This is a genomic window from Candidatus Methanocrinis alkalitolerans, from assembly GCF_029167205.1.
Taxonomy (GTDB): Archaea; Halobacteriota; Methanosarcinia; order Methanotrichales; family Methanotrichaceae; genus Methanocrinis; species Methanocrinis alkalitolerans.
In genome coordinates this window covers 1-15,201 of sequence record NZ_JARFPL010000045.1, presented here as the reverse complement: position 1 = coordinate 15,201, position 15,201 = coordinate 1, and the positions used below count along the sequence as shown (strand labels likewise).

The window sequence follows — 15,201 nt, the reverse complement described above, 5'->3', positions numbered from 1 at the left end:
GGAAGAGTTCTTATCTCCATAGATGCTACCCCTAAAAAAACGCATATAACGGGATATTTAATAAATCTTTGCTATAAATTATAGGGAAAATGTTTGGAAATTAGACCGTTAGTGCGGAACGACGGTTATATGGCCATGGTGGCTGAATAGTTACAAAAATGATATATAAACTTAATTAGGGTGGACTACCCCGTTCTCTTTCATCTGATTAAAGATCCCTGTGGGGGATCAGATCGCATCCTGTGCACCGATAGCATCCCGTCTCGGCGACGTCCCCCCGAAGCCCGTGGTCATCGAGGACCCTCTTGAGGCGACGGACGAGGTCGGTGAGCCGCTCCGGGGACGGGCGGACCATCTCGACCTCCCCCACCCTAAGGGGATGGGGATAGACGGCCCTGAGGACCGGAAGAACCCCCATCTCAGCCAGCTCCACGATCCCCTCCTGAAGGGCGGTCTCTGACTCGCCGAGGCCTATGATGACGTTGGAGAAGACACGGTTATCGCCGAATACGTCGACGGCCTTCTCCAGAGCCGTCTTGATCTTCTCCAGGGAGACCTCGGGACAGACCTTCCTGAAGAGATCGGGGTCGAGGCACTCGACGTTGTACTTGATCTCGTCCGCGCCCGCAGCCTTTAGGATCTCGCTGGACCTTTTGGCCGGGGTGACAGAGACCCCGATGGGGACCTCGAACCGGCGGAGGTCTTTTGCGATCTCTGCCACCCTAAAAACCTCCTCTTCCGGCGACCGCTCGACGCCGCTGGTGAGGGATATCGCCTCAAGCTCTCCCGTATCCACGGCCTCGGCCACCATCCCCAAGACCCTCTCTTTGGACTTGACGGTCCCCGCGAGCTTCGGGACGGCGCAGAACTTGCAGTCGTAGATGCACCTTTCGCTGACGGTGATGTACGCCTGCCGGGGACAGTGGATGAGAGGCCGCTCGAGATATCCCCTCGCGACCTCGACGCCATCCTCAAGTATCGCCACTTCGTCTCCGTCGAGTTCTGCCAGCTTCAGGGTCGAGGTATCGGCCACGCCGAGTCTGACCCGCGTCCCCCCCGATCTGAAGAAGACGTTCATCTCACCGGCGCCGGGACCGGCGGCCGAGACGGGCCCGGATGGGCGGAGGAGCTCCGGAAGCTCGACGGTCCCCGACGATATCAGCCTCGCTTTGATCTCAGGATCCATCAACATCAACTATTCGATCAGAGTTTATAGCGGTGGCCCTCAACTCAAGACGGTGAATGGGATCAGGTCGAGAGGAGGCGCGTTCGACCCCTGACCGCCAAACCTAAGCGATGGGGCTCCAATAGTGACAGCGGCAAGCAGGAGGAAGATGTCGGGATCTATCAAGCTAATAGATGTAGCCCCCACCATGGCCCGAGTCCTGGGGGTGAAAACCCCCCCTACCGACGGGAGGGCCATCGACCTTGTGGAGGGGTGGGAGTGCGACAGAGTCGTCCTGGCGATCGTCGACAGCCTGGGATACGGCCTCTACAAAGCTCTGGAGCTGGACCTTCCCAATATGAGATCGATGGCCTCCGAGGGGGTCCTCCTCAAGGCGGAATGCGTCGCCGCCACCACCGCCCCCGCCATAGCATCGATCCTCACAGGCCTCATGCCCAAAAAACATGGGATCAGCAACACAAGCCAAGCCTCAGATTCAGAGATCAGGAGCCTCCTGGAATGGGCGAGCTCAGATATGATCCGATCTGCGGTGGTGATGGAAGAGGAGGGGGCTCGAACCTTCAACGGTTTCGTGACGACGGTGATGGGCGTTTCCAAGAGCCTCGTCGGCCGGAATTTCGACCGTGAGATCCTGGAACGGTCGCTCGAGGCGCTAAAGACCGAGCCGAGGCTCCTCGTTGCCCACTTCCTCGGGATCGACCGGATCGCGCATGATGGAGGAGGGATCGAGGAGATCAGGGGGGCGGCGTCTGAAATCGACGGTCATCTGGGAGATCTCGCCGCCGCGGCGGCCGAAAGGACGATGGTGGCGGTCTGTGGGGACCACCCCCTCCACGCCGGCGTGCTGAAAGGCGTTTATGACTCAAGGGATGTAGCACTGATATTCTGGAAGAAGGAGAACGGTAGAAGAGCCGCCTCCTTGTAGGAACGCGGGGCTTGAGCCTCCGCATGAGGCCTCTTTGCCTTTTCTAACGGCCTAGATAGGTCTACCATAAGGTCTACCATAATATGTGCGCGACAGATTTAAATGGGTTCTCGCCAGCCTGGAGGGCATACATGTACGAAGACCTATCCGAGATCTACCAGGCCGCTATGGAGGATGAGCGGAAGCGCAAGTATATGAAAGAGATCGGCGACTGGCTGGTGGAGGAGTACTTCGAGCCGTATCAGGCATCTTGATACCATGGAACTTGTGGGAATCTGCAGCATATGCGGCAGGGCTGACCTGCTTTTTTCCTGTCAACTCTGTGGGAGACTCGTATGCTCTCGGTGTTTCGACCCCGTCTCCGGGGCCTGTATAAAGTGCCGTGGCGGCCGGAGGTACGAAGACCTCTCCAAAGGACCCTTCGCGACTGACCATCGGGGCGCATAGTATCGTCGCTCAGAGAGCCCCGCCGTACTTTCGCAGCTAATGGCGATGAGGCGATTTGTAGGTATTACAACCTTTTTCCCGAGGTGGATTGGGGAAATTTCCGATTCCTCCAATTTTTATTTCTCGGATGAGTATGAATCATATGATATTAGAATCATTCAATTTCAAAACCGATTTCCAGTATTGTGAACAAAATTAAAACCGTTATTTCAGGTTTTTTCTGAAAATAAACCTGAAATAATCGTTTTTATCAGGTTACTACAACTCCCTACACTCAGAAAAGTTTATATACCTACATAACACAGGGGATGTTGGCAGAATTAAATTCACGTCCTGTCTGATCACAGAGCAATGAAGGGGGTCCTTCGCTTTGAAGGGGGCGGAGGGTTCACCAATGGTAGGGGAAGTGAAGGGGAGATCGTGGGTTTCACTCTGCCTAGTCCATAATTAAGCAACTGGTAAGGGAGATAGCGCAATGAAGGGGGGCGGGTGGAACGGGATGGAGCTTTCCGAGACGGCTCCAATCCCGTTCCGCCTTTCATCACTCGTCGCGATTAACATCGTACAGTGAAGGGTTTAAATGAAGGGGGGGGCGGATCAGGAGGATTGCTAAATTTAGTCCTGGTTCGCCATTAACCATTCCTTCGATCCGTCGGCCGGGCTTCTCCATCTCCATTATCGGATAGGTCAGAAGCTGAATCTTAGCAGCAGTCCCCCAGGACATAGGGTGGGTTAGATGAAGGTCAAGATCGAGATCGAAGAGGACGGAATGAGGTCCACTCACGTATTCGAGGGCGAGATCGTCCGAGAGAAGGTCATCGATTTCTTGGCCGCTGCAGGCGTCTTCAGGGGGGGGACGAACGACTTCAGAGATGCAGCCCCGCCGAAATCCGAGGACAATAGAACTCTGCGGGACCGGCTGGAGATCTTCGTGAGGGAAGAGTTCCCAGAATCCTGGTTTTCGTCCAACGAGCTGAGGGACCGATACGAGGCTGTATCCGACGACATAAAGCTCAGCACTGTGTCGACCTACCTTTCGCGGATGTACTACGACGGCGTCCTCGAACGTCGCGGTAACCGTAACCAGAGGCAGTACCGCCTGGTGACCGAAGAGTTCACCTCCGAGGTCAAATATCCGGGGACGGTATTCAAAGGGGCCTCATGGAAGGCGGAGAGCGGCTGGTAGTGCTCTCAAGCCCTTTCCATCCTCCCAATTCAGAACGCCGCAATTATAAGACGATATCTTCTTCCGGCCGTAACAAGATAAAACGGCAACAAGGAACAATAAAAACGGAAAAAAGAATATCTGATCACCCTGGCCTCTTGGTGGGACCTGGATGATCGCAGCATAAAAGGGCGCCGGTTTATGAAGCTCGGCTATTGTCTTTTAAGCCTGATTATGCCCTTCGGTCCAGTATTTTACCTTATAGGGATTGTTCGATATCCAGGTTGCAGCTGCCTGTTCTTCTGGTATTCCGTTCTCGATGTCCATCATCACCTCGGAGATATCCTCCTGGGTCCAGTGGAACCTCTCGGCGATGGCGTAGGCTTCGGGCTTCTCTTCCTCGAGCCCTATACGGGCGAGGGTGGTGGCGTTATCTCCAGTCCCATAGGCCATCAGGGGATCGTCCAGATACTTGAGATCCCAGCGGTTGAAGGCCCAGTGGGGCGACCATAAAGTGACGACGATCCATTCCTCCCTATCGATGGCCCTCTTGAGGGCCGTCGCCATCCCGGCACTGGAGCTGGCCTCAAGATTGTAGTCTAGGTCGTACATCTCTATGGCATCCTCGGTGTTTTGCATGATCCCTGCTCCAGGATCTATGCCGACGATCTTGCCGCCGAAATCGGCCTTCAAGTCATTTAGCTCCTCGATGGAGTTTATGCCGACGTAGGCGGGCACCACAAGCCCGACTCTGCAACCTTCGAGGTTGGGTCCGACGTAATCGATCTGGTCCCTGTATATGTCCCAGTAGTTCTTTTGGGTCTCGGGAAGCCAAGAGGAGACCGTCAGGTCGAAATTGCCTCTGGCTAGCCCCTGGTAGAGGGGACCTGCGTCTACTGCGATGATCTCAACGTCATATCCAGCCGCTTCGTAGACCTGCTTCAGGACGTTGGTGCTGGCGATCTCGCCGTCCCAGAGTACATAGCCTATCGAAACCTCCTTCTTCTCCAAGACCGAATCTCCGTCGTCGATGCAGCCGGAGACGAAGATCGCGGTCAAGGCCAACAGACCCAGAATCATTGGAGTCTTTATTTTGTTATCTTCCAAATTCATCACATCCTTACAGAATCGTTTTCACTTTTAACCTCTCAATCCTCGGCAATAAACTCGTTTTGGCATGAGAACCACCTATCTTTTGGTGAGGCTTCGGGTGATTCGATCCAGGACCATGGCTATGATCACGATGGCGAGCCCTGCTTCAAACCCCGTTCCTATGTCCACCCTCTGAATCCCCACCAGGACTTGGTATCCAAGCCCACGGGCACCTATCATGGCGGCTATGACCACCATAGAGAGGGAGAGCATGATGCACTGATTTACCCCGGCCATGATCGTTGGCATCGCCAAAGGAAGCTGGACCTTCAGGAGCTTCTGTCTCGGGGTGGACCCGAAGGCCTCTGCAACCTCCAAAAGATCATTTGCGACCTGTCGTATCCCCAGGTTGGTTAGGCGGATCGTGGGGGGCATGGCGAAGACCACTGTGGCTATGATCCCCGGGACGTTCCCCAGGCCAAAGAATATAACGGCCGGGATCAGATATACGAAAGAGGGCATCGTTTGCATTAGGTCCAGTATCGGAGTGATTACCCCATTTGCGGTGTCGTTCCTGGAACAGAGGACTCCGACGGGGATTCCTATCATCAGGGCAACGATGGTCGATGAGATCACCAGCGCCAGAGTCTCCATCGAGAGGCTCCAAAGCTGCATGCTCTCGATCAGGAGAAGACCTAAAAGGGTGCCCGTAGCCATCTTCAGATTCCTTCTGCTCACCCCCCAGACCAAGGCGGCGATAAAGGCTGCCATCGCTACTGGCGGAAGAAAGAGGAGCAAATCCTTGAGACCACCGACCAGCGTGCTCAGAACCATGCTCAGAAGATCGAGAATTCCTCCAAAATTGGCGTCCACCCATTCGACAGCCAACTCCACGCCGTCTCCCAGTGGAATCCTAGGCAGCGCCATTCTCGACCACCCCCGGAGTCAGGGCGTTGAGAAGCGCTACGTGCCCGATAATCCCCACCAGAGTCCCTTGGTTGTCCACCACGGGCAGCGGATGAGAGCATCCAGCAACAAGAGATATCAGCTCTGTGACCGGAGTTTCAGGAGGTACGATGGTGGTCTCAAGGACTAAGATTTCTTGCAGACTTTTGCCGCTATCAATAGCTTCTTTTACGCCCTCCTTCGTCAAAATCGCTCTGAACTCCTTATTCTTATCGGTCACGAAGGCGAAGCTCTTCTTGTACTTTATCATCCGCCTGAGGACGGCTTCGGGGGTGGAGTTGTCTAAAACCACCGGCTCAGGCCTATTCATCACCCTTTCGGCGGTGAGGATCTTGGCCATGTTAACCCCAGCCACGAACTTGGCGACGTACTCGTCGGCCGGGTTGTTCAGGATATCTTCACCGGTTCCGATCTGGATTATCCTCCCATCCTTCATGAGAGCTATTCTATCCCCTATGTGCAGCGCCTCGTCGAGGTCGTGAGAGACGAAGATGATCGTCTTGTTAACTTTGTCCTGAAGGTCTAGAAGCTCGTCTTGCATCTCTCTTCGTATGAGGGGGTCGAGAGCGCTGAAGGCCTCGTCCATGAGTAATATGTCAGGATCGCTGGCGAGGCCTCTTGCAAGCCCTACCCTTTGCTGCATCCCGCCGCTGAGCTGAGAGGGGAGGCTATCAGCGTGCTCCTGGAGGCCCACCATCTTCAACACTTCAGCCGCCTTAGACAGCCGCTCCTCTTCTGAGACTCCCCTCACCTCAAGCCCGTAGGCTACATTCTCGATTATCGTCCTATGGGGAAATAGAGCAAAGTTTTGGAATACCATGCCGAGCTTCTTCCGGCGGACCTCCCTCAGCTGCTGGGGCGTAAAATCCAGAATGTTTTCACCGTCGATGAGCACATCTCCTGCTGCGGGCTCAAAAAGCCGGTTTATGCATCGAAGCAGGGTGGATTTACCACTGCCAGAAAGGCCCATAAGAACGAAGATCTCACCCTCGGTCACTTCGAAGTTGGCGTTGTAGACGCCGACGATCTGACCGGTCCTTTCGAATATTTCATCTTTATTCAAACCATCCCTGAGATGCTGCAACGCTTCTTCAGGCCTCTCACCGAAGATCATCGATAAGTTTCTTACTTTGACTTTAACAGTTCTTCCTTCAGGAATCATTCTAAACCTCGTTTTTAAATCTTTTTGGACCTTTTTTCGCTCCAATAAATTTTAAGCATTTCTATGTTCTTCGATAAATTTTTAATTCTAATTGATTTTATAAAATTTTGGAGGGTCGGAGGCTTACTTTCCTCAACCCCTAACCTCTTCCGCCTCCAGAGGGTAGACGCCGTCCTCGTCGTGGATCTCTCCTCCGACGAGGGGTGGGTTGAATACGCAGGCGAGCTTCAGGGCGGTCTTAGCTCGGAGGAGGTGGCGGTCGTGCCGGTCGAGGATGTAGAGGGTACCGGGGGCGATCTTGTAGATCCTGCCGCCGTTTAATCCGGGTTCGGCGTCGCCGTGCGTTCCGGAATCGGACCTTCCGTCCCCTCCGCCGTCTATTCCGTCCAGGACCTCCACTTCTCCCTCGCCATCGATGCAGTAGACCGATTCGAGGTGGTTTTTGTACCATATGCAGGTCTCGGTCCCGGGATAGATGGTGGTTATGTGGAAGGAGAAGCCCATATTGTCGCCCTTCAGAAGGAGTCGGGTGCTCTCCCAGTTCTCGGCGACGACCCTCCTCTCGGACCTCTCGGCGTCCCTCAAGCTCCTCACGATCATGCCAGAACCTCCATCCAGAGCTTCTCAGCCCATTTTTCGGCGGCTTCATCAGGGATCTCTGAGAGGGCCTCGATGACCGACTCCTCCAGGATAGCAAGCCCCCTTTTGAGCTCGTCGTCGGTGATGTTGAGGGGTATCAGACACTTCAAAACCTGGTCGTCGGAGCCGGAGGTCTCGATGATGAGCCCCCTCTCGAAGGCTAGGGCCGAGATTCGAGAGGCGAGATCGCCGGTTCTGCAGTCGAGGGCCTGCATCATACCCCTTCCCCGGGCCGAGAGGATACCTCTATCGTCCAGGTCGACGAGCCTCTCAAGCCTCTCTCGGACGATCCTACCCTTCTTCTTTACATCTCTCGAGAAGGAGTCGTCCCCCCAGTACTCCTCGATCGCTGCTTGGGCAGTGACGAATGCGAGGTTGTTTCCCCGGAAGGTTCCGTTGTGCTCGCCGGGCTTCCACAAGTCGAGCTGTGGCTTCATCAGGACGACCGCCATGGGCAGGCCGTAGCCGCTGAGGGACTTGGACAGGGTTATGATATCCGGCGATATCCCCGCCTCTTCGAAGCTGAAGAAGGTCCCGGTTCTGCCGCACCCCACCTGGATGTCGTCGACGATCAGGAGGATGTCGTGCTTGCTGCAGACCTCCTCGAGGGACCGGAGCCACTCTTTGCTCGCAACGTTGATCCCGCCCTCGCCCTGGATCGTCTCGACGATGACCGCCGCCGGATGGTCGAGGCCGCTGCTCCCGTCGGTGAGCATCTTGTCGAGGTACTCGGTGGTGTCGACCCCTTCGCCCATGTAGCCATCGTAGGGCATGAAGGCCGTCCCCTGGGGCTGGATGCCGCAGCCGTCACGGAAATGGCTGTTGCCGGTCGCGGCGACCGATCCGAGGGTGACGCCGTGGAACCCGTTGGTGAAGGAGACGATCGTCTGCCTTCCTGTGTAATTTCGGGCGATCTTCATCGCCGCCTCGACAGCGTTCGTCCCCGTAGGCCCTGTAAACTGAATCTTATACCTCATGCGCCGGGGCTTGAGGATCCGGGAGTCGAAGGCCTCCATGAAGGCCTGTTTCGCCTCCGTGACGAGGTCGAGGCCGTGGACGATCTGATCTGCCTCGATGTACTCGAGGAGCTTCTCTTTCATCGCCGGGTCGTTGTGGCCGTAGTTGAGGGCCCCGGCCCCCGCGAGAAAGTCGATGTACTCGCGCCCTTCCTCGTCTTCCAACGTCGCCCCCCTGGCCTTCGTGAAGACGGCCGGGAAGTTGCGACAGTAGCTTCGAACCTTTGATTCAAGACGATTTGTTGTGCTAATATCGTTCATGATTGTATCACCCATTCAGATTTATCGGTCCCATCCGGAGGAGATCTGTAGCTTCGTGGTCTTGGTCACCGAACTGCAATATTTCTCCGGCGGGGCTCGCCTTCTCAGAGCCGTCTCTCAAGGGTCTGACGTCATATTTGGAGAGCATTCTCCCGACTCCGGTGGGAAAAGAGAAGAACTACGGGCTTGGATTATGCCCAGCTTCTTCAGAATTATTCTTATCTGCTTTGGGGTGTACTCCACGCCGAACTGCCCTTTTACGAGGTCTCTGACCTCCATCGTCGTCCAGCGGTCCCTCTGGCGGAGGAGGAGTTCGAGCCGCCCTCTCTCCGCTTCCGAGAGCTTCGTCGGCCTTCCGCCGCCGTGCCTCGGGATGAGCCCCTCATAGCCGCCATCGTTCCACCTCTTCTGCCAGGTGTATCCGACGCTCTTGGTGATGCCGACCAGATGGGCCGAGGTCTCAACGCTAAAGCCCTGATACCGGTATCTGATGAAGCGGAGCCTCTTCAGAACCCTGGCCCATTTCTCCAGCTCCTTAATCCTATCATCGAGCTCCTCGGCCGCCATACACCTTCGTATGGATACCTGCTCCGGCTTGGGCATATAAGACGATTGAAATTAATACATATTAAATGTTCGGTTCGAATCAATTTATATTGCGTTTAAGCAACCGAAATTTATTTAACTGCAGCCGTCTCCCAAGAGTCTGTCTAGTCGCACGCGAGGAGGCATAGCCGAAGATCCTCGAAGTCGGAGAGGCGGCTAGAAGGAAAATGCGTCGAACCCTCATGGACCAGAAGGGCCAGGGCATCTCGCCCCGGCCTTCTGTTCTCCTCCCAAATAGAATAGCGCGGCTCTTCTAATGCCCGTCGTGTCTTGGAGCTTTTAAAGCCCCTTCATGATATGGAGCTCACCGTGTAATCTGTCTTCTGCCACCAGTCTCCGTCCACCACCGCCGCCCTGTAGCCCATCGTCCTGAGGGCGAAGTAGAGGGCCGTGGCCTCTGGAGTTCCGTATATCATCTGGACCTTGCCCCCGTCGATGCCCCGTCCGGTGAAGAGCCGCTCCAGCTCCCCGGCGGTCTTGAGGGTCCCGGCTTCAGGATCGGAGTAGAGGTCGGCGGTCTTGAAGTACATCGAGTTTGAGATCCGCGAAGCTGCACGGTCAGGGTAGCTGGACCGGGCATCGACGATCTGAGCTCCTAGATTTCCATGAGCCTCCTTCAGCATAGTCTCGTCGACGAGAAGCCCCACCCTCAACGCCGAGGAGTACTCCGACTCTTCAGGCTCCGGGGCGTTCTGGACGAGATCGAGACCGTTGAGGGCTCTAACGTCCCCGTCCAGGCGGGCGAGGTTGGGGTGGCCCAGGACCTCCAGGGCCCAGAAGAGGTAGGCGGAATCGTCTCCGTCGCCATAGACTACGATGGAGTCGGTCTCTTCGATGCCGATACTGGATAATAGTGAGACGGCAACATCGATGTCGAGAGCTCCTGCAGGCCGCAGCCACCTCCAGTAAAGGTTCCTAGCCCCCGGGAGGTGCCCCCTCTCGTAATCGGCGGGAGACCTGGCGTCCAGGAGTATGCGTCCATCGATGTCGTCACCCGGGCGGAAGATGAGCTCAGTCTTCGGATACTCGACGCTTGAGACCCCGCTCTCCTCGTTTTTGGCCCTCGACTTCTCCGCCTGATCACGGAGGCTCCCTGAAGATGGCCCAGAGTCCGCCTGGTTTGGAGCTTTATGGTATTTGTCCCACCAAGCGTTGAAGTTATTCCAGTCCGGACAGTCGGGACATCCCGGGGTGGACGCCGAGGCTGCGGAGGCGAGGATAACTCCGGCGAAGAGAAATGCGACTATGGAGCCGGCGCCCAGGCGACAGATACAGGAACACTCAGGGCTCGATCTGTGAAGCTGCCCGTAAGATCTTGAAATCGATCTCGAATTTGCGATGATCATCACTCCCCATTCCCCGTACTAAAGCCGACCGCTCTATTTGAGCCTGGCGAGCCGATGGACGGCAACCTATTAATATCGTAAATCTTGTTCATCATAGATTTATAAAGTACTTTAATGTACTTAGATATACATAAATGTAAAAATTCGAGGTGTGGCCATTGATCGGAAAGTCGGTAAGGATGGAGCGGATCTTCAACCGGGAGACGGATAGGACGGTCATCATACCCATGGACCATGGCGTCACCGTGGGACCGATCCGGGGGATAAAGAATGTGAGGGGGGCGGCGGATCTCGTCGCCGCAGGGGGGGCTGACGCCGCCGTCGTCCACAAGGGAGCGGCTACCTTCGGCCATCGGGGTTACGGCCGGGACCTGGGACTGATCCTCCACCTCTCTGCATCAACGAACCTGGGTCCCGACCCCAACAACAAGGTCCTGGTGGCGACGGTGGAGGAGGCCTTGAAGATCGGCGCCGACGGCGTCAGCATCCAGGTCAACGTGGGGGCCGAAGACGAGGCGAGGATGCTCGCGACTCTCGGAGAGACCTCTCGTAAGTGCCAGGAATGGGGGATGCCGCTCCTCGCCATGATGTACCCTCGGGGCAAGAAGATCGAGGACGAGCATCGTGCAGATTACATCGCCCATGCCGCGAGGGTCGGGGCGGAGCTGGGGGCCGACGTCGTCAAGACCAGCTACTCCGGGGACCCCGACTCCTTTCGAGATGTTGTGGAGGGCTGTCCAGTGCCGGTGGTTATAGCTGGAGGGCCCCGGACGGATACTGAGGCGGAGTTTCTCGAGATGGTCGCCGACGCCATAGGAGCCGGGGCGCGGGGCGTCGCCATCGGCAGAAACGTCTTCCAGCACCAGGACCCCACCCTCATCACAAGAAGGCTCTCTTCCATAGTCCACCGGGAGATGACTGCGGAGGAGGCGCTGGAGATGGAGATGTAGCGGCAGCCCGGGGCACTGCACCTCGGTTGTGACTGATAGATTCATCCATATCACCACCTCTAGCTTCCAGAGCCCTATTCCAGGGATAAGAAGGGATCTGAGGGCGAAAGCTATGAAGAAGAAGGTAAAAGGTTCCAGGGTGTTTACGTTCTCTTGAGACCGGAAAGAGGGTGATGATGATACAAATAGTTGGTCGCAGCTGGAGGGGAGGGTGGTGGAGATGATATGCTCGGGTTTTGGTCGTGTCATGGGGGCGGTGCTGGCGGCAGCCCTCCTCCTCTCGCCTTCGGCCCCGGCGGAGGAGGACTTCTATAGGGCGGAAGGGGGACCTTCCATCTTCGTATCGTCTTTGAGCTCCGGCCTCGAGACCGGAAAGGTCGGCTCGATCTTCGTGGAGATCGAGAATCGGGGGCATGTGACGGGTCTGGTGGAGAAGAGGACGCCCAAAACCGAGGACGAAAAGATGCTGGCCCTTCTGGAGGGGGAGATGGAGATGGAGGCCTCTGAGGCAGTGGGGATAGAGGCGAGGCTCCTCTCCAGGGACGAGAGGCTGGCTGTCCTCTCTGGAACCCAGCTTGCGGGATCCCTGTCGGGGGGCGAGACGCTGAAGAGACCCATGGAGTTCTCGGTCAGGGCTGAGGAGTCCGCAACCTCCGGGATTTACCCGATGCTCATCGAGATATCCTATGAGAGGCTCGAGGATGTCCGGGTCCTGGGAAACCCCCTGTACCCCGAGATATACTTCCAGAGGGCGAGGGCGACGGAGACTATATCCCTGGAGGTTCCGGTGATGAGGGGCCCAAGGCTCGAGGTGGCGGAGGTTAAGGGCTCTGTCTCCCCGGGCCGCTCCTGCGACCTGGAGCTGGTGATAGAGAACACCGGCGACGTTCCTGCCCGGCAGGTCGAAGCAAACCTCATCGTCCAACATCCCTTCAGCTCTGCCGATGACGCGGTCCTCTTGGGGGATATAGAGCCGGGGAAGAGAGCGGCGGCCAGGTTCCCGTTGGAGGTGGATAGAGAGGCGGACCCCGGAGAGTATGCCGTCGTATCCGCGGTCCGATACCTCCCCGGCGAAGGCCCTGAGGAGAGGAGAAAGGATCTGGCAGCTCTGGTGGTGGTGAAGGCTCCAACGGGGCTGCGGGCTCTTCTCGTCGTCCCCGTCGTCGCCATAGCCCTGACCCTCATCTACCTCGGCTGGGCAAAAAAGGGGCTCAGGCTCCCCAGGCTCCGGAAGAAGAGGCGGTGGTGATCCCCCGGGGATGTGGATCGGCCCTCCAGCCGAATATCTCCGAAGGCCTTGAGACCTTCGGAAGATCTATCGGGCCAGAAGGTCCAGGAACTGCTCCTGGGCCCTCTCCAGGATCGCCTCTTCTCCGGGGATGACACCGCCCTTCATCAGGACATTCCCGTCGACTATCGTCGTGTCGACGCCGCCCTGGGCGCTGTAGACGAGGTGGGAGAGTATATTCCCATCAGTGAGGGGGAAAAACCAGGGCTTCTGCAGGTCGATGAGGGCGAGGTCGGCGAGGGCACCGGCCCGGATGCCGAGGTCGAGGCCGAAGGCGGCGTAGGCGTTCTCCGTAGCCATCTTCCATACTTCTCCGGCGCTGAAGAGGTCGGGGCGAGAATGGGCGCACTTCTGGGCGATGGCCGTCGTCTTCATCTCATGGAAGAGATTGAGGCTGTTGTTCGACGAGGCCCCGTCGGTCCCGAGGCAGATGTTGGCCCCCGTCCTCGCGAGCCGGTCGAGGGGCGCGATCCCCGAGGCGAGCTTGTGGTTGCTGATGGAGCAGTGGGCTACGGTGACGCCCCTCTCTGCGATGATCGATATGTCCCTTTCCGAGAGCCAGACGCAGTGAGCCGCCACGACCCGGTCGCTGAGAAATCCGATGGAGTCGAGATACTCGACAGGGCTTTTGCCGCAGTTCTTCTCGAAGCTCTCCACCTCCGACCTCGTCTCTGAGAGGTGGATGTGAAGCATCACGTCGTGCTTTTCTGCGATCTCTTTGGACTTAAGGAGCGTCTCCTCAGAACATGTGTAGACGGCGTGGGGTCCCAGGGCTGGAACGATCAGGTCGTCGCCCTTCCACCTCTTTACGAAGGGCTCGGCCCTTTCGATCTGGTCTGGCCTCATATCGAAGACGACCTCAGAGAGGAAGGCCCGAAGGCCCATCTCCTTCGTCGCCCTGGCCGTCTCGTCCATGAAGTAGTACATGTCGTTGTAGCAGGTGATCCCGCCCCTGATCATCTCGAGGCAGCCGAGCTTAGTCCCCCACCGGACGTCTTCGGCCGTCAGCTTCGCCTCCAGGGGCCAGATCTTCTCCGAGAGCCAGGGCAAGAGCTCCATGTCGTCGGCGTAGCCCCGAAATAGCGTCATGGCGAGGTGGGTGTGGGCGTTGACGAGGCCCGGTATCGCGAGCTTTCCGCTGCCATCGATCACCTCGCCGTCGCCGGACTCGTCGGCGACCCCGGGGCCGATCCCGGCGATCCGGGACCCGTCGATGGCGATGTTCACATCCCGGAGAAGCCTTCCGTCCTCCATGATCGAGAGGTCTTTGATCAGCATGATTTTCCCCTCTCCCGGCATCGACGTTAAAACTTTTGCAACCGTCCTGATCGCCAGGCTTAAAAAGTCCACGCTCCAACAAACCGGAGCGTGCTGAGGTAGCCAAGCGGCCTACGGCGCCGGTCTTGAACTCGGACCATCTTTTCTCAAGGAAGGCCCGACGGGGGAACCGGTGGTGCACTGCGCCTCGTGAGTTCAAATCTCACCCTCAGCGCCAATTTACCAATCGAAAACGGCTTTTAAATAGTCGGCTTCCTAAGTCAATGGAATCAGCCGGATGGCCTAAAGGGCGAAAAGATAGTTTTGCATGATTTCGACTCCGACCGGATGGAGGACCATTTCTCGCCTCGCTGTTGCCACCACTGGTTCACCATCCACCTCCGACGGGCGGGTATGCCCCGCGAATTTATCCAAAAGCTGAGGGGCGACGCCCGGAAAGGGGCAATCGACATCTATGATCACATCGACAGAAAAGAGCTTCGGAAGAGCTACCTCGCCCACATACCACAGCTGGGGATATAGCTAAGGGTATTTCCTTCACCATTTTTATTTAGGCCAAGATGAGGATCTACATAGACGAATCCATGGGTCATCGGTTAAGGAGTTTAAGCTACACAATATTTCCATTTTTCACACGAATTATGCGTCATCTAGATTTGATCCGATTTCAAGACTGACTTGATGTAGCCTTTTTGACCAAGCCAATCTCACCGTACTTGCTACCGAGATCGCTGCCTCATCGCGATTCTTGGTAGTGAACCAGCAGTGAGTTGATGTTATTTATACTATTACGTTCTATCTCATTGTGGGTGTAGCAAGATGGGTCGAAGAGGTCCAAAACCTGGATTCAATGATGTTGCATGTTCTAACGAGG

15 protein-coding genes and 1 tRNA gene are annotated in these 15,201 nt (G+C 56.6%); 7 read left to right on the top strand and 9 right to left on the bottom strand.

Translation table 11 applies throughout. The features are described from left to right. Positions 1-208: 208 nt before the first annotated feature. Positions 209-1,192 carry a radical SAM protein gene (locus P0O24_RS11035; protein ID WP_316969810.1) on the bottom strand — a complete coding sequence of 328 codons (984 nt, stop codon included), beginning with the start codon at positions 1,190-1,192 and terminating at the stop codon, positions 209-211. A 142-nt stretch (positions 1,193-1,334) separates the two neighbouring features. On the opposite strand from P0O24_RS11035, the gene P0O24_RS11030 reads away from it, so the two are divergent. The 3 genes from P0O24_RS11030 to P0O24_RS11020 all read left to right on the top strand — a co-directional run bounded on the left by P0O24_RS11030 (position 1,335) and on the right by P0O24_RS11020 (position 3,744). Beyond that, positions 1,335-2,111 (top strand): alkaline phosphatase family protein, encoded by a 777-nt coding sequence (locus tag P0O24_RS11030; protein ID WP_316969809.1) that lies wholly within the window; start codon positions 1,335-1,337, stop codon positions 2,109-2,111. 131 nt (positions 2,112-2,242) lie between these two features. Further along, the gene (locus tag P0O24_RS11025; RefSeq protein WP_316969808.1) at positions 2,243-2,365 is read left to right on the top strand and encodes a hypothetical protein; all 123 of its coding nucleotides are present in this window, start codon (positions 2,243-2,245) and stop codon (positions 2,363-2,365) included. Between the two features lie 929 nt (positions 2,366-3,294). Beyond that, positions 3,295-3,744 (top strand): hypothetical protein, encoded by a 450-nt coding sequence (locus P0O24_RS11020; RefSeq protein ID WP_316969807.1) that lies wholly within the window; start codon positions 3,295-3,297, stop codon positions 3,742-3,744. 201 nt (positions 3,745-3,945) lie between these two features. Here P0O24_RS11020 and P0O24_RS11015 read toward each other — a convergent pair whose 3' ends face one another. The 7 genes from P0O24_RS11015 to P0O24_RS10985 all read right to left on the bottom strand — a co-directional run bounded on the left by P0O24_RS11015 (position 3,946) and on the right by P0O24_RS10985 (position 10,811). Further along, positions 3,946-4,836: a glycine betaine ABC transporter substrate-binding protein gene (locus P0O24_RS11015; RefSeq protein ID WP_394356777.1), complete on the bottom strand. Its 891-nt coding sequence runs from the start codon at positions 4,834-4,836 to the stop codon at positions 3,946-3,948. Positions 4,837-4,911: 75 nt separating this feature from the next. Next, positions 4,912-5,742 (bottom strand): ABC transporter permease, encoded by an 831-nt coding sequence (locus P0O24_RS11010; RefSeq protein WP_316969805.1) that lies wholly within the window; start codon positions 5,740-5,742, stop codon positions 4,912-4,914. Next, positions 5,729-6,988, bottom strand: coding sequence for a quaternary amine ABC transporter ATP-binding protein (locus tag P0O24_RS11005; protein WP_316969804.1), 1,260 nt, complete (start codon positions 6,986-6,988; stop codon positions 5,729-5,731). Before P0O24_RS11005 ends, P0O24_RS11010 begins: the two co-directional genes overlap by 14 nt. Before the next feature lie 87 nt (positions 6,989-7,075). Further along, positions 7,076-7,543 (bottom strand): ectoine synthase, encoded by a 468-nt coding sequence (locus P0O24_RS11000; protein ID WP_316969803.1) that lies wholly within the window; start codon positions 7,541-7,543, stop codon positions 7,076-7,078. Further along, entirely contained in the window at positions 7,540-8,850 is a 1,311-nt protein-coding gene (gene ectB, locus P0O24_RS10995) for a diaminobutyrate--2-oxoglutarate transaminase (protein WP_394356778.1), read from the bottom strand. The genes P0O24_RS11000 and ectB overlap by 4 nt, the downstream gene beginning before the upstream one ends. Positions 8,851-8,976: 126 nt before the next feature. Further along, complete coding sequence (locus P0O24_RS10990) at positions 8,977-9,462, bottom strand: helix-turn-helix domain-containing protein (RefSeq protein ID WP_316969801.1); 486 nt, start codon at positions 9,460-9,462, stop codon at positions 8,977-8,979. Between the two features lie 293 nt (positions 9,463-9,755). Continuing rightward, complete coding sequence (locus tag P0O24_RS10985) at positions 9,756-10,811, bottom strand: sulfurtransferase (protein WP_316969800.1); 1,056 nt, start codon at positions 10,809-10,811, stop codon at positions 9,756-9,758. A 158-nt stretch (positions 10,812-10,969) separates the two neighbouring features. Between P0O24_RS10985 and P0O24_RS10980 the strand changes: the two genes are divergently transcribed. Then, a complete protein-coding gene (locus P0O24_RS10980) occupies positions 10,970-11,761 on the top strand; it encodes a 2-amino-3,7-dideoxy-D-threo-hept-6-ulosonate synthase (RefSeq protein ID WP_316969799.1) in 792 nt (263 codons plus the stop codon). A 214-nt stretch (positions 11,762-11,975) separates the two neighbouring features. After that, a complete protein-coding gene (locus tag P0O24_RS10975) occupies positions 11,976-13,010 on the top strand; it encodes a COG1361 S-layer family protein (protein WP_316969798.1) in 1,035 nt (344 codons plus the stop codon). A gap of 66 nt (positions 13,011-13,076) precedes the next feature. Here the strand turns inward: P0O24_RS10975 and P0O24_RS10970 are convergent, their stop codons facing one another. Further along, positions 13,077-14,327, bottom strand: a complete 1,251-nt coding sequence (locus P0O24_RS10970) for an amidohydrolase (protein ID WP_316969797.1) — start codon at positions 14,325-14,327, stop codon at positions 13,077-13,079. A gap of 92 nt (positions 14,328-14,419) precedes the next feature. Between P0O24_RS10970 and P0O24_RS10965 the strand changes: the two genes are divergently transcribed. Together P0O24_RS10965 and P0O24_RS10960 are read left to right on the top strand one after the other, a co-directional pair. Continuing rightward, a tRNA-Ser gene (locus P0O24_RS10965) sits at positions 14,420-14,544 on the top strand. A gap of 176 nt (positions 14,545-14,720) precedes the next feature. Further along, positions 14,721-14,849: a hypothetical protein gene (locus tag P0O24_RS10960; protein ID WP_316969796.1), complete on the top strand. Its 129-nt coding sequence runs from the start codon at positions 14,721-14,723 to the stop codon at positions 14,847-14,849. The last annotated feature ends 352 nt before the right edge of the window (positions 14,850-15,201 follow it).